Raw genomic sequence first — 21,091 nt, 5'->3', positions numbered from 1 at the left:
GCTTTCCATGAAACCCGTCAACAAGATGTGTGCGGCCGCGGCGTTCTCGCTGGCCGCACTCGGCGCCCCGGCCGCGCATGCCGCCGGCGTCGAGGTACTGAACGAAGGATTCGACAATATCAGCGGCCTGAACGGATGGGCGCAGCTCAACAACAGCGTACCGCCGGGCTCCGGCTGGTTCCAGGGCAATCCCGACCTGTTCCCCGCCCAGTCCGGCGCCGCCGATGCCTATGCCGCCGCCAACTTCCTCGGCGCCGCCAACGGCAGCGGCACGGTCGACACCTGGCTGGTCACCCCGACCCTGGACCTGTCCGGCACCACGGTGCTGAGCTTCTTCAGCCGCCACGCCGCCGACCCCGGCTTCAACGATGTCCTCGAAGTGCGCTTCTCGTCCGGCGCCGGCCTGGATCCGGCCGGGTTCACCACCGTACTCACGACCGTGGGCGGCGCCGGCGCCTACCCGACCGACTGGGCGCAGTTCAGCGCCACGGTCGAGGCAAGCGGCAGCGGCCGCTTCGCCTTCCGCTACTTCGGCCCCGCCGATACCCTGAACTATGTCGGCCTGGATACGGTCAGCGTCGTAACAGCGGTGCCGGAGCCGTCCACCTGGGCGATGCTGGGGATGGGCCTCGGCCTGCTCGGCCTGCGCCGCCGCAAACCGCAAGCCTGATCGGAAGAAGCCATGTCCAAACAGAAGATGATGACCCTGAGCATGCTGGCCGTGCTGTGCGTGATGGCCTCGCTGAGCATGCACGCGAAGGCCCAGGAAAGGAAATCGCAACAGGGCCAGGAAGGCATGACGGTGGTGCGCGATCCGGCAACCGGCAAGTTCCGCGCGCCGACGCCGCAGGAACTGCGCGAACTGCGCGCCAAGGCGCCCCCATCGGCCGCCGCGGTGGCCGGCGCCCCGCAGGAGAACAAGGTCCTGTCGCGCCGCGACGGCGCCAGCGGCGTGCGCCTGGGCGAGAAGACCCTGGTCTACGACCTCGTCACCCGCGGCTCGGACGGCAAGCTGAGCCGCAGTTGCGTGGACGGCGAAGCCGCCGCCGCCGCCGCCCTCAAGCAAGCCCCCAACGCCGAGCACAAGGAGCACCGCCATGAAGCCCGCTGATCAGGAGTCCCGGCATCAAGAGCGTAATCACGCGCGCCTGCAGCAGGCCGCCGCCGCCGGCGTCGCCACCGTCGCCCTTGCCCTGGCGATGGCGGTCGGCGCGATGACCAGCGCGCACGCCGCCGCCACCATCGTGATCGTCAACCAGAACGATCCCGGGGTCGGCTTCAACGACCCGACCCCGGCCGCACCTACCGGCGGCAACCCCGGCACCACGCTCGGCCAGCAGCGCCTGAACGCCTTCCAGGCCGCCGCCGACATCTGGGGCGCCACCCTGACCAGCAAGGTCACGATCCGCATCGGCGCCTCCTTCGTGCCGCTGTCCTGCACCGCCAACAGCGCCGTGCTGGGCTCGGCCGGCGCCGACGAAATCTGGCGCGACTTCCCGAACGCGCCGCGCGCCGGCACCTGGTATCCGAGCGCCCTCGCCAGCAAGCTGGCCGGCGAGGACATCGCCAGCCCCGGCGAGCCGCACATCGTCGCGCGCTTCAACTCGCGGCTGGGCCTGTTCCCGGACTGCCTGCCCGGCAACGGCTTCTACCTCGGCCTGGACCGCAACTTCGGCGACCAGATCGACCTCGTCACCGTACTGCTGCACGAGTTCGCGCACGGCCTCGGCTTCCAGACCTTCACCGACGACGAGACCGGCGAGGAAATCCTCGGCTACCCCTCGATCTGGGACTACTACCTGCTGGACAACCGTACCAAGCGCACCTGGGTCGAAAGCACCGCCGCCGAGCGCGCCCAGTCGGCCGTGACCTGGCGCGGCCTGTCCTGGAACGGCGCACGCGTGAGCGCCGCCGTGCCGCAGGTGCTGGCGCCGATGTCGAACCTGGCGATCTCGGGCGGCGCAGCCGGCCAGGCTGCCGGCAACTACGAAGTTGGCGACGCCTCTTTCGGCCCGCCGCTGGCGAACCCGCCGGTCAGCGGCCAGCTGATGCCGGTGGTCGACCAGGCCGACGGCACCGGCCTGGCCTGCGATCCGCTGAACGCCGCCAACGCGCTGGCCGTGCGCGGCAACGTCGCCCTGGTCGACCGCGGCACCTGCGACTTCGTCACCAAGGCCCGCAACGTGCAGGCCGCCGGCGCGATCGCCATGGTGGTGGCGGACAACCAGCCCGGCGACGCGGCCGGCATGAGCGGCAGCGATCCGGGCATCGCGATTCCTTCGGTGCGCGTGACCCAGGCGAACGGCGTGACGCTGAAGGCCAGCCTGCAGCGCCGCTCGCGCTCCCAGTCGGGCGTGGTCGCCAGCCTCGGCGTGAACCAGAACCAGCTGGCCGGCACCGACCCGCAGGGACGGATCCTGATGTACACGCCGAGCATCTACTCGCCGGGTTCGACGGTCTCGCACTACAGCACCGAGGCCAAGCCGAACCAGCTGATGGAACCGTCCATCAACGACGACCTGACGCACCAGGTGACGCCGCCGCGCGACCTCACCTATCCGCTGCTGCAGGATATCGGCTGGTAAGCGGATCAGCCGAAAAGTAAAAGGGCCGGCCCCTCGCGGGTGCCGGCCCTTCCTGCCTGTCGGGCGTCAGCGCCGGGCGCTTACTTCGCCTGGGCTTCGTAGGCTTTCACGCCATTGACGATTTCTTCCTTGGCGGCGTCGACGCCAGCCCAGCCCTCGACCTTGACCCACTTGCCCTTTTCCAGGTCCTTGTAGTGCTCGAAGAAGTGCTGGATCTGGCGCAGGGTCAGTTCCTGCACGTCGTCCACGGTCTTGATGTTCGCGTACACCGGGGCCAGCTTCTCGACCGGCACGGCCAGGATCTTCGCATCGCCGCCGGCTTCGTCGGTCATCTTCAGCACGCCCAGCGCGCGGCAACGCACCACCACGCCCGGGATCAGCGGGAACGGGGTGATCACCAGCACGTCGCACGGGTCGCCGTCGTCGGCGATGGTGTTCGGGACGTAGCCGTAGTTGCACGGATAGTGCATCGCGGTGCCCATGAAGCGGTCGACGAAGATCGCACCGGATTCCTTGTCCACTTCATATTTGACCGGATCGCCGTTCATCGGGATCTCGATGACGACGTTGAAATCGTTCGGCACATCGCGGCCGGCGTTGACGTTGTTCAGGCTCATGGCTTGTCCTTGGTTAAAACGTAATTATAGCGAATCGGTCTGAGCTTGTGCGCCGCACAAGACGCGGCGCCCTGTTCACTTTCAGAGTACGGTTGCCAGCGCGCACTGGCGGAAATGGCGGTTCGCTTCGTCCTGCTGGCCGAGGGCTTCGTGCAGCTGGGCCAGCTTCAAATGGGCTTCGCGCACCTGGTCCGGATTGCCCGCGTCCGACAGCGCCTGTTCCAGGTAGCGCTGGGACTTGCCCCACAGCTTCTGGCGCAGGCACAAGGCGCCTAGGGTCAGGGCCAGCTCGGCGTCGCCCGGATGCTCGCGCAGCCAGCCCTCGCATTTCTCGATCTGGGCCAGCAGCGTGGCCGAGCCCTCGGGGCCGGCGGCTTCGCGGTAGGCACGCACCACGCGTTCGTCCCATTCGGCCTTCAGGGCGTCCTCGACGATCACGCGGGCCTCTTCGTGCAGGCCGCGGGCATTCAAGGCGGCCGCCGCACGGGCCGCGATATAGGGCTTGCAGCGGTCCGCGTTCGGCACCGTCGACCACAGCCGGCGCAGCGACTCCGCATCGTGGCCGCCCTCCGCCAGCATGGCCTCGTAGGCCATCTCGCGCAGGCGGCTCGACAGCGCCGGATGCAGGGCGTTGCGCTTGTCCAGGGTGCGCACCAGGCGCAGCACCTCGGGCCAGTTGCGCGCCTGCTGGTTGGCCTTCATCGCCCACTGCAGGGCGTGGATGTGGCGCTGGCCGCTGGCGTTCAGCTCGGCCACGGCTTCCAGCGCGCCTTCCGGCTTGTGCTCGTCGACCGACAGCTCGGTGACCGTCATCAGGCGCGCGGTCTTCAGCGACTGGTCGTGCGCGATGCCGGCCAGCCAGGCCTCGCGCCGGGCCGGCTCGCGCATGCGATGCGCGGCGCGGGCGCCGATCAGGGCCGCCAGGCCGGCATTCTCGGGCAGCTCGGCGGCGCGCATCGCGGCCTTCTCGGCGTGGCCGAAACGGCCCTCGAACAGGGCTTTCAGGGCCTCGCGCAGGCCGCGGTTGGCTTCGCGCTCGCGCTTGCGCAGGCGGTACTCGGCCACCCGCGCCGGCATGTCGAGGGTGGCGCGCACCGCGCGGGCCAGCACGTACACGACCACGAACAGCAGGGTCGTGAGCACCACGAACAGGTTCAGCGACAGGTCGATCCGGTGCGGCGGGTAGAAGAACACCACGTTGCCGGGGTTGAAACGGGCGGTCACGGCGATGCCGATCGCCGCCGCCATCAGGGCGACTAACCAGAGAAGCAGGCGCATCGGTCAGCTCCTCACGGTTTCGATTTGTAGTTGCGCACGGCGTTCAGGCTCTCCGACAGGTCCGGCACCTCGATGGTGACGTTGTTGGCCTGGACCTGGCGCAGCAGCGCCAGCGCCGCCTGGGTCGAGCGCGCCTTGGTGTCGAAGTAGCGGGCCAGGGTCTGCTGGGCGCTGCCGAGGTCGTCGCGGAAAGTGCCTTCGTTGCGCGACAACAGGGCCAGGCGCGCGTTCAGCAGGCGCAGCTTGAGGTTCTCGCGCACGAAATAGGCTTCGCCCGGCGACAGCATCAGCGCGTCCGGGGTGTCCACCGTGCGCACCCGGATCAGCTGGCGCATGTCGTCCCACATCTCGTGGCTCCAGTTGCGCCAGGTGTCAAGCATGCGCTGGCCCAGCGACAGCTCCGGGGCCGGCGCCGGGACGACGGCCGCGCCCTTGGCGGGCTTGGCGGCCCGAACCGGCGTATTCGCGGACACCTGCACGGCCGCCGGCGCGCGCGCCGCCGAGATCGGCTCGGCCGGCTTCTCGTCGGCCAGCAGCGGCAGGTTGTCGATCTGGCCGATGACGTTGTCCAGGCGCAGGGCGATGCCGGCCTGGTCGACCTGGGGCAGCGCCTTCAATTTGTCGATGTCGCGTGCGATGGCGCGCCGGATCGTGATGAATTGCGGCTTGTCGGAACGCGACAGCGAGCGATCGGCGTTCTGCAGCGCGATCAGCGCGCCCTGCACGTTGCCGGCCAGCTGCAGCTGCTGGCTGGCGGTCGACAGCACCTGCTCGATCTCGGACAGCGCCCATTCGTCGCGGTTCTTCGAGATGTCCTGGTACATCTGCTCGAGCGCGGCCTGCTGGCTCTGCGACTCGGACTGGCGGCTTTCCAGCACCCCGACCTTGACCTGCAGTTCCTTGGCCGTCTCCTGGGTCTCGCGGACCAGCTGGGCGGTTTCGGCATTCGACGCGTTGTCCTTCTGCAGCGTCTTCGCCACGTCCTCGCGCAGGCGGGTGAAGCGGGTATGGGTCGACCAGGTCTGCAGCGCCAGCAGCACGGCCAGCGCGATGATCGCGACGTTCTGCGGCTTGTTCAGCAGCCCGCCCACGCGGGCGCCTTCGGGCACGCGCGGCTCGGCCGGAGGCGCAGCATACGTCTCCGGCGGGACGACCTGGCCGCCCTTGCTCGGATTTTCTGGATTGTTGGGCAATTCGTTCATGCTTGTGATTGTAACGCGGCAAGGAGACGCTCGTCGCCGGAACCGCTCAGCGTCAGCCGGGTGAAGCCGAGCGCGCGCGCCGTTTCATGGATGCGCGCATGCGGCACGATCAGGTGCTGCTGCCGCAGGCGGTACTGCAATTCGTCGGGGCCGGCCAGCCCTTCCACCAGGGATACCAGGCCGCGCAGCGCTTCCGAGCTCGTGATTATCCAGTCGTTCGGCCGCGCCAGCAAGCCGGCCAGTTGCCCGGCGAGTGCCGGGTTCAGGGCCGGCACCGCGCGGCGGTAGGCCGTCACCGTGTCCACCAGGGCGCCGGCGCCGCGCAGCGCGTCCGGCATCAGCTCGCGCCCGCCGTCGCCGCGCACCACCAGGACCCGGCGTCCGGCCAGCTGTTGCAGGTCGAGCGCCTGCAGCAGGTGTTCGGAATCGCTGTGGGCGGGATCCTTCGGACAATGGATGCGCACGCCCTCGCCGATGCCGTGCTGCGACAGCGCCGCGCGGCTGCCCTCGCCCACCACGGCGATGTCGACGCCGGCGGGCCAGCGCGCGATATGGGCAAACGCGGCCTCGATCGCATTCGGCGACACGAAGGCCACCAGCGCATACGAGGCCAGATCGCTCAACACCCGCCGCAGCGCGGCGCCCGCTTCGCTGTCGGCCGGCAGCGGCGAGATCTCCAGCAAGGGCAGCAGCACCGGCGTGCGGCCGAGGGCCGCCACGGCGCGCGCCAGCGGCTCGGCCTGCTGGCGGGGTCGGGTGATGACGACCGCCGCCGTCATCAGGGCGCAGCCGACTCGGCCTTGCACTCGGCCAGGATGGCGTCGGCGTCCTGTTCGCGCAGGCGTCCCGAGACGGTTTCGCCGAGCAGCTCCGGGGCGTCGGCCGGGCCGCTGCCTTCGGCAAAGGCGCTGCGGCGGCCATCCGGGGTGGCGACCATGGCGCGCAGGTGCAGTGCGCCGCCCTCGACGATGGCATGGGCGGCCAGCGGGATCTGGCAGCTGGCCCCGAACACGCGCGAGACCTTGCGCTCGGCGGCGACGGCGCGGGACGTGTCCTCGTGGTTCAGCGGCGCCAGCAGCGCGCGCAGGTCGAGGCCGTCGCGGCGCTCATTGCCGCCCTCACCTCCTGCCAGGATCTCGATCGCCATCGCGCCCTGGCCGGCGGCCGGCAGGCTTTCCTCGATCGGCAGGAAGGCGCGGATGCGGTTTTCCAGTCCAAGGCGCTTGAGGCCGGCGGCGGCCAGGATGATGGCGGCATAGTCGCCGCGGTCCAGCTTGCCCAGGCGGGTGTCGAGGTTGCCGCGCAGCGGCTTGATCACCAGCTGCGGATAGCGCGCCGCCACCAGGGCCTGGCGGCGCAGGCTGCTGGTGCCGACCACGCTGCCGGGCGGCAGCTCGGCCAGGCTGGCGTACTGGCTGGAGACGAAGGCGTCGCGCGGGTCTTCGCGCTCGAGCACGGCGGCCAGCTCGAAGCCTTCCGGCAGCTCCATCGGCACGTCCTTGAGCGAGTGCACGGCGAGGTCGGCGCGGCCCTCGGCCATCGCGACTTCGAGCTCCTTCACGAACAGGCCCTTGCCGCCGACCTTGGACAGGGTGCGGTCGAGGATCTGGTCGCCGCGGGTGGTCATTCCGAGAATATCGACCTGGCAATGCGGATATAATGCCGCGAGCCGGTCGCGTACGTACGTGGCCTGCCACATGGCCAGCCTGCTCTCGCGCGATGCGATAATAAGCCGCGTCGGCCCGCGCTGAGTCGTGTCAGTAGTGTTCAAGACGATTTCTTTCACTGTCGTTGTGCCTGGATCGGCCGACGCCGGTGGGCGGCATGCCTGTAACCACAAATTCTAGCATGCGGCCCCTTGCAGGACCGTGGCAAGCGCCATGGCAGTTTGTCCCCGTGTGCCCCGTTGTACTCCCGTTAAATCAACCTGTGCCCGAACATGAACAAAGCTGCAAACCCCGATCACCAAGCCGATCCGCAAGTCGCGGACCCGGCGCCCGCGCCCGGCGACAAGGACGCGCCGCTGAAAGAAGACATCCGCCTGCTCGGCCGCCTGCTGGGCGACGTGCTGCGCAACCAGGAGGGCGAGGCCGTGTTCGACGTGGTCGAGACCATCCGCCAGACCGCGGTGCGTTTCCGTCGCGAGGACGACCCGCAGGCCGGCGAAGAGCTCACGGGCCTGCTGAAGAAACTCTCGCGCGAAGAGACCAACTCGGTGGTCCGCGCGTTTTCCTATTTCTCGCACCTGGCCAACATCGCCGAAGACCAGCATCATGTGCGCCGCCGCCGCGCCCACCAGCTCGCCGGCTCGACGCCGCAGCCGTCCAGCGTGGCCTACGCCCTCACGCGCCTGCAGGAAGCCGGTGTCGAGCGCGGACAGATCGAGCGTTTTCTCCGCGAAGCCCTGATTTCGCCGGTGCTGACCGCCCACCCGACCGAGGTCCAGCGCAAGTCCATCCTGGACGCCGAGCACGACATCGCACGCCTGCTGGCCGAGCGCGACCTGCCGCTGACGCCGAAGGAGCGCGCGCACAACATGATGCTGCTGCAGGCGCGCGTGGCGACGCTGTGGCAGACCCGCATGCTGCGCTACGAGAAGCTGACCGTGGCCGACGAGATCGAAAACGCCCTGTCCTACTACCGCACGACTTTCCTGCGCGAACTGCCGGCCGTGTACGACGACATCGAGGAAGAGCTGCAGGCAAAGCTGGACGATGCCGTCTACCTGCAGATGGGCAGCTGGATCGGCGGCGACCGCGACGGCAACCCGAACGTCAACGCCGGCACCATGCAGCGCGCCCTGGTGCGCCACGCCACCACCATCTTCGACTACTACCTCGACGAGGTGCACGCACTGGGCGCCGAACTGTCGACCTCGACCCTGCTGGTGCAGGCCAGCGCCGCACTCGACGCGCTGGCGGCGGCCTCGCCCGACACCTCGCCGCACCGCGCCGACGAGCCCTACCGGCGCGCCCTGATCGGCATCTACGCGCGCCTGGCCGCGACCGCGCGCGAACTGGGCGCCACCAACCCGCTGCGCAAGGAAGTCGGTCACGCCGAAGCCTATGCGGATGCGGCCGAGTTCCAGGCCGAGCTGCAGGTGCTGGTCGATTCCCTGAACGCCAACCACGGCGCGATCCTGGTCAAGCCGCGCCTGGCCGGCCTGCTGCGCGCCGCCGGCATCTTCGGCTTCCACCTGGCCTCGCTCGACATGCGCCAGAGCTCGGACGTCCACGAGCGCGTGCTGGCCGAACTGTTCGCCGCCGCCTCGGTCGAAGCCGACTACGCGAAACTCGACGAGGCGGCCAAGGTCAAACTGCTGCTGGCCGAGATCGCCCAGCCGCGCCTGCTGTACTCGCCCTACCAGGACTATTCGGACGAGACCAAATCGGAGCTGCAGATCCTGCGCACGGCGCGCGAGATCCGCAAGCGCTACGGCAAGCGCGCGATCCGCAACTACATCATCTCGCACACCGAGACCGTCTCCGACCTGCTGGAAGTCCTGCTGCTGCAGAAGGAAACCGGCCTGCTGCGCTCGACCGGCAAGGAACAGCAGTGCGACGTGATGGTGATCCCGCTGTTCGAGACCATCCCCGACCTGCAGCGCGCCGGCGACATCATGGGCGAGTGGATGGCGATCCCGGTCGTGAAGGCCCTGATCGAACGCCAGGGCAGCCTGCAGGAAGTCATGCTGGGCTATTCGGACTCGAACAAGGACGGCGGCTTCCTGACCTCGAACTGGGAGCTGTACCAGGCCGAGCTGAAGCTGGTGAAGGTGTTCGGCGAGGCCGGCGTCAAGCTGCGCCTGTTCCACGGCCGCGGCGGCACGGTCGGCCGCGGCGGCGGCCCCAGCTACGACGCGATCCTGGCCCAGCCGCCGGGCACCGTGAACGGCCAGATCCGCCTGACCGAACAGGGCGAGATCATCTCCTCGAAGTTCTCGAACCCGGAGATCGGGCGCCGCAACCTCGAACTGCTGGTGGCGGCCACGCTCGAAGCGGGCCTGATGCCGCACGGCGTCGATCCGGCCCAGGTCGCGCGCCTGGCCGGCTACGAGAAGGTGATGGCCGAACTGTCCGAGCGCGCCTATAAAGCCTATCGCAACCTGGTGTACGAGACCCCGGGCTTTACCGACTACTTCTTCGCCGCCACGCCGATCGCCGAGATCGCCGAGCTGAACCTCGGCTCGCGCCCGGCCTCGCGCAAGTCAACCCGCCGCATCGAAGACCTGCGCGCGATTCCCTGGGGCTTCTCCTGGGGCCAGTGCCGCCTGCTGCTGCCGGGCTGGTACGGCTTCGGCGCGGCGGTCTCGGGCTGGCTGAAGGATGGGGAAACGGGCGGCGACCGGGATCAACGCCTGGTGCTGCTGAAGGAGATGTTCGAGCAGTGGCCCTTCTTCGCCACCCTGCTGTCGAACATGGACATGGTGCTGGCCAAGACCGACCTGCCGATCGCGCGCCGTTACGCCGAACTGGTGCCGGACGCGGAGCTGCGCGAACGCATCTTCAAGCGCATCGCGGCCGAGTACGGCGAAACCCTGCGCTGCCTGGAGCAGGTCACCGGCAAGGCCGAGCGCCTGGCGGCGAACCCGCTGCTGGCGCGTTCGATCCAGAACCGCTTCGCCTACCTGGATCCGCTGAATCACCTCCAGGTCGAGCTGATCGAACGGCACCGGGCGCTGTCGCAGGATCCGGAGCAGATCGACGTGCGCGTGCATCGGGGGATTCACCTGTCGATCAACGGCGTGGCGGCGGGCTTGCGCAACACCGGCTGACAAGCTAGTCCAGCACCAGTGCGCCGAAATCGATCGGCGCCGCGTTGAAGATCGTGTCGCAACGCATGGTCGGGTACTCGTAGTCGAACGCCAGCCTGCCGTTCGCGTCGAGCCCGACCAGCCTGGCGCGCGTACGCCCGTACGCGCTGGCGTAGTCGATCAGGCTGCCGCCTTCCCTCACCTGGTAGGCGCTCGAGCAGACGTCGGCCCAGGTATCGCGGCCGTGCTCGTACGTCCAGACTTCGGCGGCCGTGCCCGCGGCCTCGTCGATGGCATATCTGGATACCGCACTGAAGCCCGGATTGCTGCCGGCCGGGGCGCCGGGCGGCTGGTTCATGCTGGCGGTCCCGTTATTGAAGAGCATGAGCGTGCCATCCGGTGCGATCGACAGCGCGTGCTGGCCGACCGGCGGCTTGCCCGAGCTGAGCTTCAAGGCCAGCGCGCGCAGCGACGGATACGCCTGGTACCAGTATTTTTCCGGGTCGCCCAGCAGCCAGCGGATGCGTCCGCTCTCGTAGTCGAGCTTGACCACGAAGTTTTCGCGGCTCGAGACCAGCAGCGCGTCGTCGGCCCGGTCATGGATGGCCGAGTTCATGTGGAACCAGTCGGCCTGGTCGCGCACCAGGCCGGACGGGTCGTCGCCGCCCGCCAGCATCGCCGCGCGAAAGATCGCCGACAAGTCCCATTGCTTGAGCACGCGCCCGTCGGCGTCGATTTCGGCCAGCACCGTGCCCGGATACAGCACGCCGTCGATCCGCCTGTCCACTTCCGCCAGCAGGCCGGTCTTGCCGGGCGCCAGGTCGTGGTGGAAGTCGGCGAAGCTGGGGTCGGACAGGCCGACGCTGCTGACCGTGCCGTCCAGTTCGATCCGGTAGAGCGTCGGCGACTTGCCGTCGCCGGCCAGGAAGCGCCCGCCGTCGAAGGCCGAGGCCACGGCATCGGTGACCCCGCTGCCGACCCAACGCAGATTCCCGTCCGTGTCGATGACGACCGGCGTGACCAGGATGTTCTTGAGAAGCATGAAATCGAAGCCCAGCGCGATGCCGGGCTGGCGCGGGGTCCTGACGTCGGGCGCGTTGTAGTACGGCAGCGCGTCGTAGGACGCCGTGTTGATGAGCAGGCTTTCCAGGCGCGTCGATCCGTCGGCAAAGCCGATGCGCACGGCCACCTGGTTCGGGTAAGCCGCGTACAGGCCGAACACCGGCAGGTCCAGGCGCTTGCCGGCCATGTCGAGCAATTGGCGCCGGGCCAGGTAGGCGCTGCCGTAGCTCACCGACACCGGCCGCGATACCGTGCCGGGCTTGGGTGCGATCGTGTACGACACCGAACGCACGAGATCGGGACGCTCGATCACGAGGCCGACATGGACGATGAAGGGCGTCGGCCCCGGTGCCTGGCTGGCGACGCTGACCTGGCCCAGCAAGGCATCCGGCGGCGGATCGGAGCCACCGCAGGATGCCGCCAGCGCCAGGGCCAGGCACGGGCCGGCATAGCGTAAGGTTTGCAAGGCCACCTCCGGGGCTGGCGCTACTCGACAAGAAACTTGGACAAGGCGGGGACCTTGAGGTTCACCCGTGTCGCTCATCCCTGTCCGGACGCGCAGCTGACGTGGAGGCGGCCGCTCAGTCCGCTTTCTTGCCCGCCTGGTCCGGATAGGCGGCGTCGATCGCCTTGATGATCTGCCGGCTCTGGTCGATGTAGTTCTGGTAGCGCTCGTACAGTTGTGGACTGGACTGCATCTGCGCCAGCAGGCGCCTGGCTTTCGGCGACGTCACCCAGCGGAAATGCGACAGGTCGTCGTCGGTGTCGAGCTTGTCGTCGCGATAGTCGCGCAGCTTGTGCTGGCGGTTCGACCAGCCGCCTTCCGAGGTCTGTATCTGCGGCAGGTGCATCTGGTACAGGGACAGGATCGCGGTCAGCAGCTTCTCGTCTTCGATATTGGCCAGCCGGCCGCTCATCAGGAAGCCGTCGTAACGGCTCCGGGTCGGGAGGAAGAACCAGTTCGCTTCGAGCATGTCGTACGCGGCCTTGAACTTCGTCCAGTCCGGCTGCTTGCCGGGGTCGAGGCTGGCGAGGTAGGCGTAATTGGCGTCGAAACCCCGGTAGCCTTCCTTGATGTTGTTGAGCTGCTGGACGTCGGCCGCCAGGTCGCTCTTCAGGCCGACCAGGAAGCTGCGCACCTCCTTCTGCTGGTGATGGTGCTCGCTGAGCCCGTGCAGCCAGATGCTCATGCTGACCGCGAACACGATGATCGCGATCTCGATGGCGATCTCGCGAAGCCGGTGCGAGACCGTGTGTTCCTTTTTCGTCATCAGGTGGATGACGTTCTTGCCGTGCTTGGCGACTTCCAGCTCTGCCATATCTTGCCTGCTCGGAGGTTAAGTTAAAAATATCCTAACATGCAAGATTGCAAAAAAGCAATTACCTCCGCAGCGAGATGCCGAAGGCCAGGCCCAGGTCCGGGCTGCGGCGGTTCAGGCCATGCACCACCGCCACATCGAGCTGGCAATCCTTGTTCACCAGCCAGGTGAAGCCGGCATCGACGATGGCCTGGATGCCGCCGTGGCTGGCGCCGGCGATCTGCGGCGCGGCCAGCTCGACGAAGCCGCCCAGGCGCTCGCTGAATTTCTTGCCCAGCTCGGCAGCCAGGAGCCCGTAGCCGTAGCGCTTGTCCTGGTCGTCGCTGTCGACGCCCAGGCCCGGCATCACGCCGAGGGAATAGCCGCCGGGCAGCTCCCACTCGGCCGGCAGGCTCAGCGAGGGACGCACGCCCTTCCCGCGCAGTTCGCGGCTGCCGCTCGGCAGGTCGGCCTGCAGCAGCACGCCCAGCGAGGGCGTGCCGAAGCCGGTGCCCTGCTGGTCGGCGACATGCCACTTGAGGCCGAGCGAGGTGTCGGCATAGCCGGCCACGGTACTGCGCTCGCCGGTGGCGGGATCGCTGGCGTGGATCACGTTGCGGCCATCGGTCTCGACGCGCAGCTCGGTGCGCTCGCCCAGGCCGATGCGCAGCAGCGTCGGCGTGCTCAGGGTCCGGGTGTGCAGCGCGTCGTCGCGCTGGCGCTCCCATTGGACGCTGGTTTCGAGCTGGACCCGGCCCTTGCCGACCACCTCGCCGGTTTCGGCGACGCCGGGACGGTCGGGGGAAATCGGCTCCTCATCGCCGGCGTGGGCGCCTGCGGCGGCAAGCGTGCAAAGGACGGCCGCGGCCAGGGGAAGAATGCGCTTTCTCGTCATGTTTCATCTACAGGGGAATCGGAAACACCAGTATCGCCGAGCCCTTCGATCCAGGCACGACAATTCTGTGCGGAACCACACCCATCTCGCAAAAAAAATCCCCGGCCATTGCTGGCTCGGGGATTTTTTAGTATTGATAGCGCCTGACGCTTACTGATTCTGCAGGAAAGTTTTCAGCTTGTCCGAACGCGAGGGCTGGCGCAGCTTGCTCATCGCCTTGGCTTCGATCTGGCGGATACGTTCGCGGGTGACGTCGAACTGCTTGCCCACTTCTTCCAGCGTGTGGTCGTTCGACATCTCGACGCCGTAGCGCATGCGCAGGACCTTGGCTTCGCGCGGGGTCAGCGAGTCCAGCACTTCCTTGATCACGCCGCGCATCGAGGCGTGCATCGCGGCTTCCAGCGGCGCCAGGGTGGCGTTGTCCTCGATGAAGTCGCCCAGCTGCGAATCGCCGTCCTCGCCCATCGGGGTTTCCATCGAAATCGGCTCTTTCGCGATCTTCATGATCTCGCGCACCTTCGATTCCGGCATCTCCATCTTGGCCGCCAGGGTCGCCATGTCCGGCTCGGTGCCGGTTTCCTGCATGATCTGGCGCGAGATGCGGTTCATCTTGTTGATCGTCTCGATCATGTGCACCGGCACGCGGATGGTGCGGGCCATGTCGGCGATCGAGCGGGTGATCGCCTGGCGGATCCACCAGGTCGCGTAGGTCGAGAACTTATAACCGCGGCGGTATTCGAACTTGTCGACCGCCTTCAGCAGGCCGATATTGCCTTCCTGGATCAGGTCGAGGAACTGCAGGCCGCGGTTGATGTACTTCTTCGCGATCGAGATCACCAGGCGCAGGTTGGCCACCGTCATTTCGCGCTTCGCGGTGCGGGCGCGCTTCTCGCCGGCCGCCATCTGCTTGTTGATCTTGCGGAGATCGGCCAGCGGCAGCGCCACGCGCGCCTGCAGGTCGATCATGCGGCGCTGCAGTTCCATGATCGCCGGGGCGTTACGCGACAGCACCGCGCTGTACGGATACGCGCAGTCGACTTCGCGCTGCACCCATTCGAGGTCCGTCTCGTTGCCCGGGAAAACCTTGATGAAGTGGGCGCGCGGCATGCCGCAGCGGTTCACGCAGATGTCCAGCACGGCGCGCTCGATCGAACGCACTTCGTCCATCTGGCCGCGCAGGGTGTCGCACAGCTTTTCGACGATCTTGGCGGTGAAGCGGATGCCCAGCAGCTGGGTCGAGATCACATCCTGGGCCGCGACGTACTGCAGCGAGCCGTAGCCGTGGGTCTTGAAGGCATGACCCATCTTGTCGAACTGCTTCTCGATGATGGCGAACTTTTCCAGCGCGGTCTTCTTCAGCGCGGCCAGCTGCTCGGCCGAGTAGCCGGCGGCGGCGCTGCCGCCGGCACCGCCTTCTTCCTCTTCCTCGTCCTCGATCTCTTCCTCTTCCTCGTCGTCCGGGGAGGCGGCGGCAGCAGCAGTCGCCACCGGCGCGGCGCCGCCCTCGTCCGGGCTCATCAGGCCGTCGACCACGTCATCGATCTTCAGCTCGTCGCTGGCGATCTTGTGCGACAGCGCGATGATTTCGGAGATCGTCACCGGGCAGGCGGAAATCGCCTGCACCATGTCCTTCAGGCCTTCTTCGATGCGCTTGGCGATCGCGATCTCGCCTTCGCGGGTCAGCAGCGACACGGCGCCCATTTCGCGCATGTACATGCGGACCGGATCGGTGGTGCGGCCGAAGTCGGAATCGACGGTCGACAGCGCGGTCGCGGCGGCGGCTTCGACTTCGTCTTCGCTGGTCGGGGTCACGACCGCGTCCGACAGCAGCATCATTTCCGCTTCCGGGGCGCGCTCGTAGACGGCGATGCCCATGTCGTTGAAGGTCGCGATGATGCCTTCGATCGCTTCCGGATCGATGATGTTTTCCGGCAGGTGGTCGTTGATCTCGGCATGGGTCAGGTAGCCGCGCTCCTTGCCCATATTGATCAGGTTCTTCAGTTGGGTGCGGCGCTTTTCCAGTTCCTCGCCCGAGAAGCCCTGCTCGGCGCCCAGCATGCCGGGGACACCCTTGGCCTTGCGCTCGCGCAGCTTCGATGCGGCCTTCATTTCGGCGCGCTCGACCGCGTTCAGCGCGGCGATCTCGTCGTTCTCCGGCATGAATTCGCTCGGCTTGCGGCCGCGGCGGCCCGGCACCTTCACGCCCGGCAGGGTGTAGCCCGAGGTGTCGATCGAGGCCAGCACGGCGGCGTCGGTGGTGGTGCTGACGCCGCTGGTCGCGGCCGGCGTGAGGGTGCGGGGGGTGCCGGTGGCGTCGCCGATGCGGCGGGTGCGGGTGCGGACCACGCGCGGGGCTTCCTCGACCATGGCGGCCGGCGCCGGCGCGGCGGCAGGGGCCGGGGTTTCAATGGCGGTCTCGGCGGCGGCTTTCAGGGCGGCCAGCTTCGAGGTGCGCTTGCGCACGATCACCGGCGGCGCTGCGGGCGCGGTCGGCATCGGCATCGGATCGGCTTCGTCGGTGGCGACCGCGGCGACCGGGGTGATCATCGGGGCCGCATCGGCGACCGGGGCGGCGTCGAGCGCCGGCGCGGCCTCGTGCACGCTGTCGGCCACCACTTCCGCGGCGGCCTCGCCCGCGGCGACGGCCTCATCGAACTGCTCCGGCTGAAGTTGCGCGACCTGGGCGTGCGCGGCGGTATCGGCCGCGGCGGCTTGCTCGGCCTGGACCGCTTTCAGCGAAGCCAGGCGGGAACGCGTCTTCACCACCGTCACCTTGGCCGCCGCTTCCGTTTCGAGGAAGTAGGAGGTCGCGGTTTTCGGCACCGACAGCTGCGCCGTGCTCTTCGCCGGCGCCTTCTTCGCTGTCAGTGTCAATGTCTTGGCGGTGTTTTTCATAATAAGCATTCTCCAGTCGAGGCGGGATGCGCGCCTGCGAAGTCAATAAGCCACCTGGTCCGCTTGCGGACCTGCGGGCAAGGAATAACGGGATGGCCCTAACTAAGGGCAGAAGGGCCGGAAATCAAGCACAAACGACTGCGCCTGCCGGGAGACGGTCGAGGCGGCCTGGAGAGGCGGCATCGGGACGCGCGGACGGGTGGCAGGAGCAGCTCGGAATCTGGTTGAAATCGCGGATTAGCATGTCGGAACGAAAAAAAGCCCGTCAAGGAACGGGCTTGAGCTATTTTCCCAAGAGAGAAATAGAGGAGACAGGCATATTATGCACCACGGAAACATCTAGCGATAATTGAAATATCCGATAAGGGATATAACGAATCCGCATAGTGGCGCTGCGTTCTCCGACCCCCTGGCCGGTCTGCGTCGGCGCAAGCCCTACGCAAGGAAAGGGGCGGATCATACACGATTTCTTGCCGCCGCGCCCGCCGCACACCAAGGAAATCACGGTCGACCGGCGCGGACGACGAACCCTTACACAGCTCAGCGGCACACGAGCCGTCTTGCATGCTATCCTTCCGCTTCCTGTTCTTACCATGAAGTCAATGAATACGATTAGTTCTGTCGCCGAATCCTCCGAGGCCAACGAAACCAACGCCGCCAACGCCACGCCGGAACCCGCGGCTACCCCGGGCGGCGACCACGCTGTGCCGGCGTCCGCCGATGACACCGCGGAGGCTGCAGGCGCTCCGGCTGCCGGCACGCCGGCCGCGGAATCGCCGCGCGCCCTGCTCAAGCAGCTGCAGCAGCAGTTTGTGGCCTTCCGCAACTGCCTGCCGCTCGAGATCGGTGTCGATAAGCAATTGCTATCGCGCATGCCGAGCCTGAACCGCAAGCTGATGCGCGCCGCGCTGGGCATCCATACGGGTTCGATGCGTTATCTGCGCGCCATGGAAAAAGCCACCGTCCGCTACGACCTGGACGGCAAGCCGGGCGCCGAAGTGACCGACACCCATCGCCAGCACGCCAAGGAATTGTTGCAGCAGCGCTTCAAAAAAGAAGCCGAGCGGAAGAAAGCCGAGCGCGACGCCGCCGCCCAACTCGAGGCCGACCGCAAGCGCCAGGAGAAGCTGGAACAGCTCGCCTCCAAGTTTTCGCGCAAGTGAGCAGCCGATACTGATCATATGAGCGAGACCGCACCAGTCGCCGAGGAAACCCTGCCGCCTTACCACGGCATCGCCCTGTCCGACGTGCGCCTGGTGCGTTCCGGTGCGGATGCCGACAGCGCCCTCGCGGCGCTGCTGGCGGCGGACAGCATCGGCTTCGACACCGAGTCGAAGCCGACGTTCCAGAAAGGCGAAGTGTCGACCGGGCCGCATCTGGTGCAGCTCGCCACCGACAGCCACGCCTATCTGTTCCAGGTCGGCGCCGGCGCGGCCGCTGCGCCCGGCGCGGCGCACCTGGTCGAGGTATTGCGTGCGGTGCTCGAAGCGCCGACGATCGTGAAGGTCGGCTTCGGCCTCGGCGACGACCTGCGCCGCCTGCGCGCCAAGCTCGGCATCGAGACCCGCAACGTGATCGACCTCGCCACCGCCCTGCGCGATGTCGAGAGGCGCGAACGCAATGCCTGGGGCGCGAAGACGGCCGTGGCGCGCTTCTTCGGCCAGCGCCTGCAGAAATCGCGCCGCATCACGACCACCAACTGGGCGCTGCCGCGCCTGTCCGAACAGCAGATCCAGTACGCGGCCGACGACGCCCACGTGGCCCTGCGCATCTACCGCCACTGGCACCAGCACTTCCCGGCCGCCGCCGCCAATGCCGCCCGGCTTGCCGCACGCGCCGCCGCCCAGTCCAGGGCCCTGGCCCAGCCATCGGCCTGAATGCACCGGCCGCCTATAATGGCGGCATGAAGCGTTTTTTCCTGTCCATCCTCCTGCCCGGCTCCCTGCTGGTCCTCCCAGGCTGCACCCCTTCCGGCACCGATGCCGCCACCGGCGAACGCGTGTTCAAGCAATGCGCCTCCTGCCACCAGGTGGGCGTCAACGCCCGCGCAAGTTTCGGCCCGCAGCTGAACGGCCTGTTCGGGCGCCGCGCCGGCTCCACGCCCGACTTCGCCTATTCGGAGGCCATGAAAGCCTCCGGCATCGTCTGGGACGAGCGCACCCTGGCCGCCTTCCTGCGCGATCCCGGCAAGCTGGTGCCGGGCACGAAGATGCGCTTCTGGGGCCTCGGCGACGACAACGAGATCAAGGCCCTGCAAGCCTATCTGCGCACCTTCCAGCAGGCGGCGCCGCCCGCGGCCCGCTGAATCTTGCCCAAATAAAAATATTGTCGGCCAGGCAGGGTATGATGTGGAGATGGAATCCATCATGCGAAGCATATCCTCTTCCCTGGGTGTCCTCTGCGGCTGGGCATGGCTCACCTGCGCCGCGGCCCAGCCGACCCAGCCGCAGCGCGTTCCCGGCAGCCTGGAAGCGCGCCTGGCCCCCTGCATCGCCTGCCACGGCAGCGCTTCGGCGCCCCCTGCCGCCCTCAAGCCCGGCAGCGAGCGCCAGTATTTCCCGCGCATCGCCGGCAAACCGGCAGGCTATCTCTACAACCAGCTGATCAATTTCCGTGACGGCCGGCGCCAGTATCCGCTGATGACCTGGATGGTGCAGCACCTGTCGGACGATTACCTGCACGAGATCGCGGACTATTTTTCGGCCCAGCACCTGCCGGCGCCCGTGCTCGACCGCGCGGCCCTGCCGGCCGCCGAGCTGGAGCGCGGGCGCCAGCTGGTCCTGCATGGCGACAAGGCCCTGAACGTGCCGGCCTGCATCGCCTGCCACGGCGAGCGCCTGGGCGGCGCGCTGCCGGCCATCCCCGGCCTGGTCGGCCTGCCGCGCGACTACATCAACGCCCAGTTCGGCGCCTGGCGCAACGGCAGCCGGCATGCGCTCGCGCCCGACTGCATGGGAACCATCGCCTCACGCCTCAGCCTGGCCGACGTGTCGGCAGTGTCCGCCTGGCTCGCCAGCGAACCGCTGCCGGCCGGCGCCGCCCCGGCGCAAGCCGTCGCGCGGCCCCTGCCGCTGGCTTGCGGCAGCGCACCGGAGCAGCGGCCATGACGCCCGTCCCGCGTCGCGTCCTGATGGCGCTCGGGGCCCTGCTCGTCCTCGCCCTGACCGCCGTGCTGCTGGCCTGGCCGCGCGCCGAATTCATCCCCTCCCGCTCGCCGCAGGCCTGGGCGCCGAGCGCGCAGAACATCGCGCGCGGCGCCTACCTCGCGCGCGCCGGCGATTGCGCCGCCTGCCATACGGCGCGCGGCGGCATCGCCTACGCCGGCGGACGCGCGGTCGACACGCCTTTCGGCCGGGTGGTGGCGCCGAACCTCACGCCGGACCATGAAACCGGCCTCGGCGCCTGGACCGCCGACGATTTCTGGAACGCCCTGCACAACGGCGTCGGCAAGGACGGCCGCCTGCTCTACCCTGCCTTCCCCTATCCGAATTACACGAAGGTGACGCGCGAGGACGCCGACGCCCTGTTCGCCTGGCTGCGCAGCCTGCCGCCGGCGCGCCAGCCACGCCAGCCGCACCAGCTGCGCTTCCCCTACGACAGCCAGGCGGCGCTGGCGGCCTGGCGCCTGCTGTATTTCAAGCCGGGCGTCTACAGCCAGGCGCCGGCGCGCGGCGCGGACTGGAACCGCGGCGCTTACCTGGTCGAGGGCCTTGGCCACTGCAGCGCCTGCCACAGTCCGCGCAACGGCCTCGGGGCGAGCGGCCAGGGACTGCACGGCGGCCTGATTCCGGTGCTGGGCTGGTACGCGCCTTCGCTGGCATCGCAGGACCCGCATCTTGCGCAGCTGCTGCACACCGGCGTCTCGCCGCAGGGCGCGGTGTTCGGGCCGATGGCGGAGGTGGTCGGGCAAAGCCTGCAGTACCTGTCGGAGGGCGACGTCGGCGCGATGTCGGTGTATTTGACATCCCTGCCCACCGATGGCGCCGGGCGCGCGCCGGCGGAGGCGCCGCCGGAAGCCCTGATGAAGCTCGGCGAACGGCTGTATGGCCAGCACTGCGCCGACTGCCACGGCAAGGACGGGCGCGGCGCCGCCGACAAGGATGGCGGCCCGGCCTGGCCGCCGCTGGCCGGCAACCGGACCCTGCAGCAGCCGGAAGCGGTGAATGCGATCCGCATCGTCCTGAACGGCGGTTTCGCGCCGGCCACCGCGGGCAATCCCCGCCCCTACGGCATGCCGCCCTACAGTCCGGTGCTGAACGACGCCGAGGTAGCGGCGGTGCTCAGCTATGTCCGCGCCAGCTGGGGCAATGCGGCGCGGATGGTGACGCCGGCAGAGGTCAATGGCTTGCGTGCGGTGCCGCTGGACTAAGAATAATACTGTCGGGAATTTTTACACTTGTGCAAGTGTATTGCTGGAAACGGAGAGCGCAGTTACTCAAAAATAAGGAAAAAGACTGCAAATACAGACACTTACGCCAACTCACATTCTTCTGGCATAAAACTTGC

18 protein-coding genes are annotated in these 21,091 nt (G+C 68.0%); 9 read left to right on the top strand and 9 right to left on the bottom strand.

Annotated features, from left to right (window positions below; genetic code table 11):
• The first annotated feature begins 7 nt into the window (after positions 1–7).
• The 3 genes from AM586_RS24390 to AM586_RS24380 are packed head-to-tail and all read left to right on the top strand — an operon-like array spanning position 8 to position 2,585.
• Positions 8–670, top strand: coding sequence for a choice-of-anchor J family PEP-CTERM protein (locus AM586_RS24390; protein WP_197416465.1), 663 nt, complete (start codon positions 8–10; stop codon positions 668–670).
• A gap of 12 nt (positions 671–682) precedes the next feature.
• Complete coding sequence (locus AM586_RS24385; RefSeq protein WP_047825482.1) at positions 683–1,111, top strand: post-PEP-CTERM-1 domain-containing protein; 429 nt, start codon at positions 683–685, stop codon at positions 1,109–1,111.
• On the top strand, positions 1,098–2,585 hold the full coding sequence (locus tag AM586_RS24380) for a PA domain-containing protein (protein WP_082439517.1): 1,488 nt from the start codon (positions 1,098–1,100) through the stop codon (positions 2,583–2,585). The genes AM586_RS24385 and AM586_RS24380 overlap by 14 nt, the downstream gene beginning before the upstream one ends.
• 80 nt (positions 2,586–2,665) lie before the next feature.
• Here AM586_RS24380 and ppa read toward each other — a convergent pair whose 3' ends face one another.
• The 5 genes from ppa to hemC all read right to left on the bottom strand — a co-directional run bounded on the left by ppa (position 2,666) and on the right by hemC (position 7,453).
• Entirely contained in the window at positions 2,666–3,202 is a 537-nt protein-coding gene (gene ppa / locus AM586_RS24375; protein WP_047825483.1) for an inorganic diphosphatase, read from the bottom strand.
• Between the two features lie 81 nt (positions 3,203–3,283).
• Positions 3,284–4,480: a heme biosynthesis protein HemY gene (locus tag AM586_RS24370; protein ID WP_082439516.1), complete on the bottom strand. Its 1,197-nt coding sequence runs from the start codon at positions 4,478–4,480 to the stop codon at positions 3,284–3,286.
• An 11-nt stretch (positions 4,481–4,491) separates the two neighbouring features.
• On the bottom strand, positions 4,492–5,682 hold the full coding sequence (locus AM586_RS24365) for a uroporphyrinogen-III C-methyltransferase (RefSeq protein WP_047825484.1): 1,191 nt from the start codon (positions 5,680–5,682) through the stop codon (positions 4,492–4,494).
• The gene (locus AM586_RS24360; RefSeq protein ID WP_047825485.1) at positions 5,679–6,461 is read right to left on the bottom strand and encodes a uroporphyrinogen-III synthase; all 783 of its coding nucleotides are present in this window, start codon (positions 6,459–6,461) and stop codon (positions 5,679–5,681) included. The genes AM586_RS24365 and AM586_RS24360 overlap by 4 nt, the downstream gene beginning before the upstream one ends.
• Complete coding sequence (hemC, locus tag AM586_RS24355; RefSeq protein ID WP_257791528.1) at positions 6,461–7,453, bottom strand: hydroxymethylbilane synthase; 993 nt, start codon at positions 7,451–7,453, stop codon at positions 6,461–6,463. The genes AM586_RS24360 and hemC overlap by 1 nt, the downstream gene beginning before the upstream one ends.
• A gap of 168 nt (positions 7,454–7,621) precedes the next feature.
• Between hemC and ppc the strand changes: the two genes are divergently transcribed.
• Positions 7,622–10,456, top strand: a complete 2,835-nt coding sequence (gene ppc / locus AM586_RS24350) for a phosphoenolpyruvate carboxylase (protein WP_047825487.1) — start codon at positions 7,622–7,624, stop codon at positions 10,454–10,456.
• A gap of 4 nt (positions 10,457–10,460) precedes the next feature.
• Here ppc and AM586_RS24345 read toward each other — a convergent pair whose 3' ends face one another.
• The 4 genes from AM586_RS24345 to rpoD form a co-directional block, all read right to left on the bottom strand.
• The gene (locus tag AM586_RS24345; RefSeq protein WP_162600586.1) at positions 10,461–11,963 is read right to left on the bottom strand and encodes an aryl-sulfate sulfotransferase; all 1,503 of its coding nucleotides are present in this window, start codon (positions 11,961–11,963) and stop codon (positions 10,461–10,463) included.
• A gap of 115 nt (positions 11,964–12,078) precedes the next feature.
• Complete coding sequence (locus AM586_RS24340) at positions 12,079–12,816, bottom strand: hypothetical protein (RefSeq protein ID WP_047825488.1); 738 nt, start codon at positions 12,814–12,816, stop codon at positions 12,079–12,081.
• Positions 12,817–12,877: 61 nt separating this feature from the next.
• Positions 12,878–13,690 carry a transporter gene (locus tag AM586_RS24335; protein WP_082439513.1) on the bottom strand — a complete coding sequence of 271 codons (813 nt, stop codon included), beginning with the start codon at positions 13,688–13,690 and terminating at the stop codon, positions 12,878–12,880.
• Positions 13,691–13,840: 150 nt separating this feature from the next.
• Positions 13,841–16,585 (bottom strand): RNA polymerase sigma factor RpoD, encoded by a 2,745-nt coding sequence (rpoD, locus tag AM586_RS24330; protein WP_047825489.1) that lies wholly within the window; start codon positions 16,583–16,585, stop codon positions 13,841–13,843.
• A 602-nt stretch (positions 16,586–17,187) separates the two neighbouring features.
• Between rpoD and AM586_RS24325 the strand changes: the two genes are divergently transcribed.
• From AM586_RS24325 to AM586_RS24305, 5 genes are all read left to right on the top strand, one after another.
• Positions 17,188–17,748, top strand: coding sequence for a ProQ/FINO family protein (locus tag AM586_RS24325; protein WP_047825490.1), 561 nt, complete (start codon positions 17,188–17,190; stop codon positions 17,746–17,748).
• An 18-nt stretch (positions 17,749–17,766) separates the two neighbouring features.
• The gene (locus AM586_RS24320) at positions 17,767–18,462 is read left to right on the top strand and encodes a 3'-5' exonuclease (RefSeq protein WP_082439512.1); all 696 of its coding nucleotides are present in this window, start codon (positions 17,767–17,769) and stop codon (positions 18,460–18,462) included.
• Between the two features lie 26 nt (positions 18,463–18,488).
• Positions 18,489–18,890, top strand: coding sequence for a c-type cytochrome (locus AM586_RS24315; RefSeq protein WP_047825491.1), 402 nt, complete (start codon positions 18,489–18,491; stop codon positions 18,888–18,890).
• A gap of 61 nt (positions 18,891–18,951) precedes the next feature.
• Positions 18,952–19,692, top strand: coding sequence for a cytochrome C (locus tag AM586_RS24310; RefSeq protein WP_082439840.1), 741 nt, complete (start codon positions 18,952–18,954; stop codon positions 19,690–19,692).
• The gene (locus AM586_RS24305) at positions 19,689–20,954 is read left to right on the top strand and encodes a c-type cytochrome (protein WP_047825492.1); all 1,266 of its coding nucleotides are present in this window, start codon (positions 19,689–19,691) and stop codon (positions 20,952–20,954) included. The genes AM586_RS24310 and AM586_RS24305 overlap by 4 nt, the downstream gene beginning before the upstream one ends.
• The last annotated feature ends 137 nt before the right edge of the window (positions 20,955–21,091 follow it).

Source organism: Massilia sp. WG5, from assembly GCF_001412595.2.
Taxonomy (GTDB): Bacteria; Pseudomonadota; Gammaproteobacteria; order Burkholderiales; family Burkholderiaceae_D; genus Telluria.
The sequence above is the reverse complement of the archived record's forward strand: the minus strand, read 5'-3'. Positions and strand labels throughout refer to the sequence as shown.

Bases quoted from the DNA above. Each gene is read 5' to 3' on its own strand.
- AM586_RS24390 (WP_197416465.1), top strand. From the start codon at position 8: ATGAAACCCGTCAACAAGATGTGTGCGGCCGCGGCGTTCTCGCTGGCC.
- AM586_RS24385 (WP_047825482.1), top strand. From the start codon at position 683: ATGTCCAAACAGAAGATGATGACCCTGAGCATGCTGGCCGTGCTGTGC.
- AM586_RS24380 (WP_082439517.1), top strand. From the start codon at position 1,098: ATGAAGCCCGCTGATCAGGAGTCCCGGCATCAAGAGCGTAATCACGCG.
- ppa (WP_047825483.1), bottom strand. From the start codon at position 3,202: ATGAGCCTGAACAACGTCAACGCCGGCCGCGATGTGCCGAACGATTTC.
- AM586_RS24370 (WP_082439516.1), bottom strand. From the start codon at position 4,480: ATGCGCCTGCTTCTCTGGTTAGTCGCCCTGATGGCGGCGGCGATCGGC.
- AM586_RS24365 (WP_047825484.1), bottom strand. From the start codon at position 5,682: ATGAACGAATTGCCCAACAATCCAGAAAATCCGAGCAAGGGCGGCCAG.
- AM586_RS24360 (WP_047825485.1), bottom strand. From the start codon at position 6,461: ATGACGGCGGCGGTCGTCATCACCCGACCCCGCCAGCAGGCCGAGCCG.
- ppc (WP_047825487.1), top strand. From the start codon at position 7,622: ATGAACAAAGCTGCAAACCCCGATCACCAAGCCGATCCGCAAGTCGCG.
- AM586_RS24340 (WP_047825488.1), bottom strand. From the start codon at position 12,816: ATGGCAGAGCTGGAAGTCGCCAAGCACGGCAAGAACGTCATCCACCTG.
- AM586_RS24335 (WP_082439513.1), bottom strand. From the start codon at position 13,690: ATGACGAGAAAGCGCATTCTTCCCCTGGCCGCGGCCGTCCTTTGCACG.
- rpoD (WP_047825489.1), bottom strand. From the start codon at position 16,585: ATGAAAAACACCGCCAAGACATTGACACTGACAGCGAAGAAGGCGCCG.
- AM586_RS24325 (WP_047825490.1), top strand. From the start codon at position 17,188: ATGAATACGATTAGTTCTGTCGCCGAATCCTCCGAGGCCAACGAAACC.
- AM586_RS24320 (WP_082439512.1), top strand. From the start codon at position 17,767: ATGAGCGAGACCGCACCAGTCGCCGAGGAAACCCTGCCGCCTTACCAC.
- AM586_RS24315 (WP_047825491.1), top strand. From the start codon at position 18,489: ATGAAGCGTTTTTTCCTGTCCATCCTCCTGCCCGGCTCCCTGCTGGTC.
- AM586_RS24310 (WP_082439840.1), top strand. From the start codon at position 18,952: ATGCGAAGCATATCCTCTTCCCTGGGTGTCCTCTGCGGCTGGGCATGG.
- AM586_RS24305 (WP_047825492.1), top strand. From the start codon at position 19,689: ATGACGCCCGTCCCGCGTCGCGTCCTGATGGCGCTCGGGGCCCTGCTC.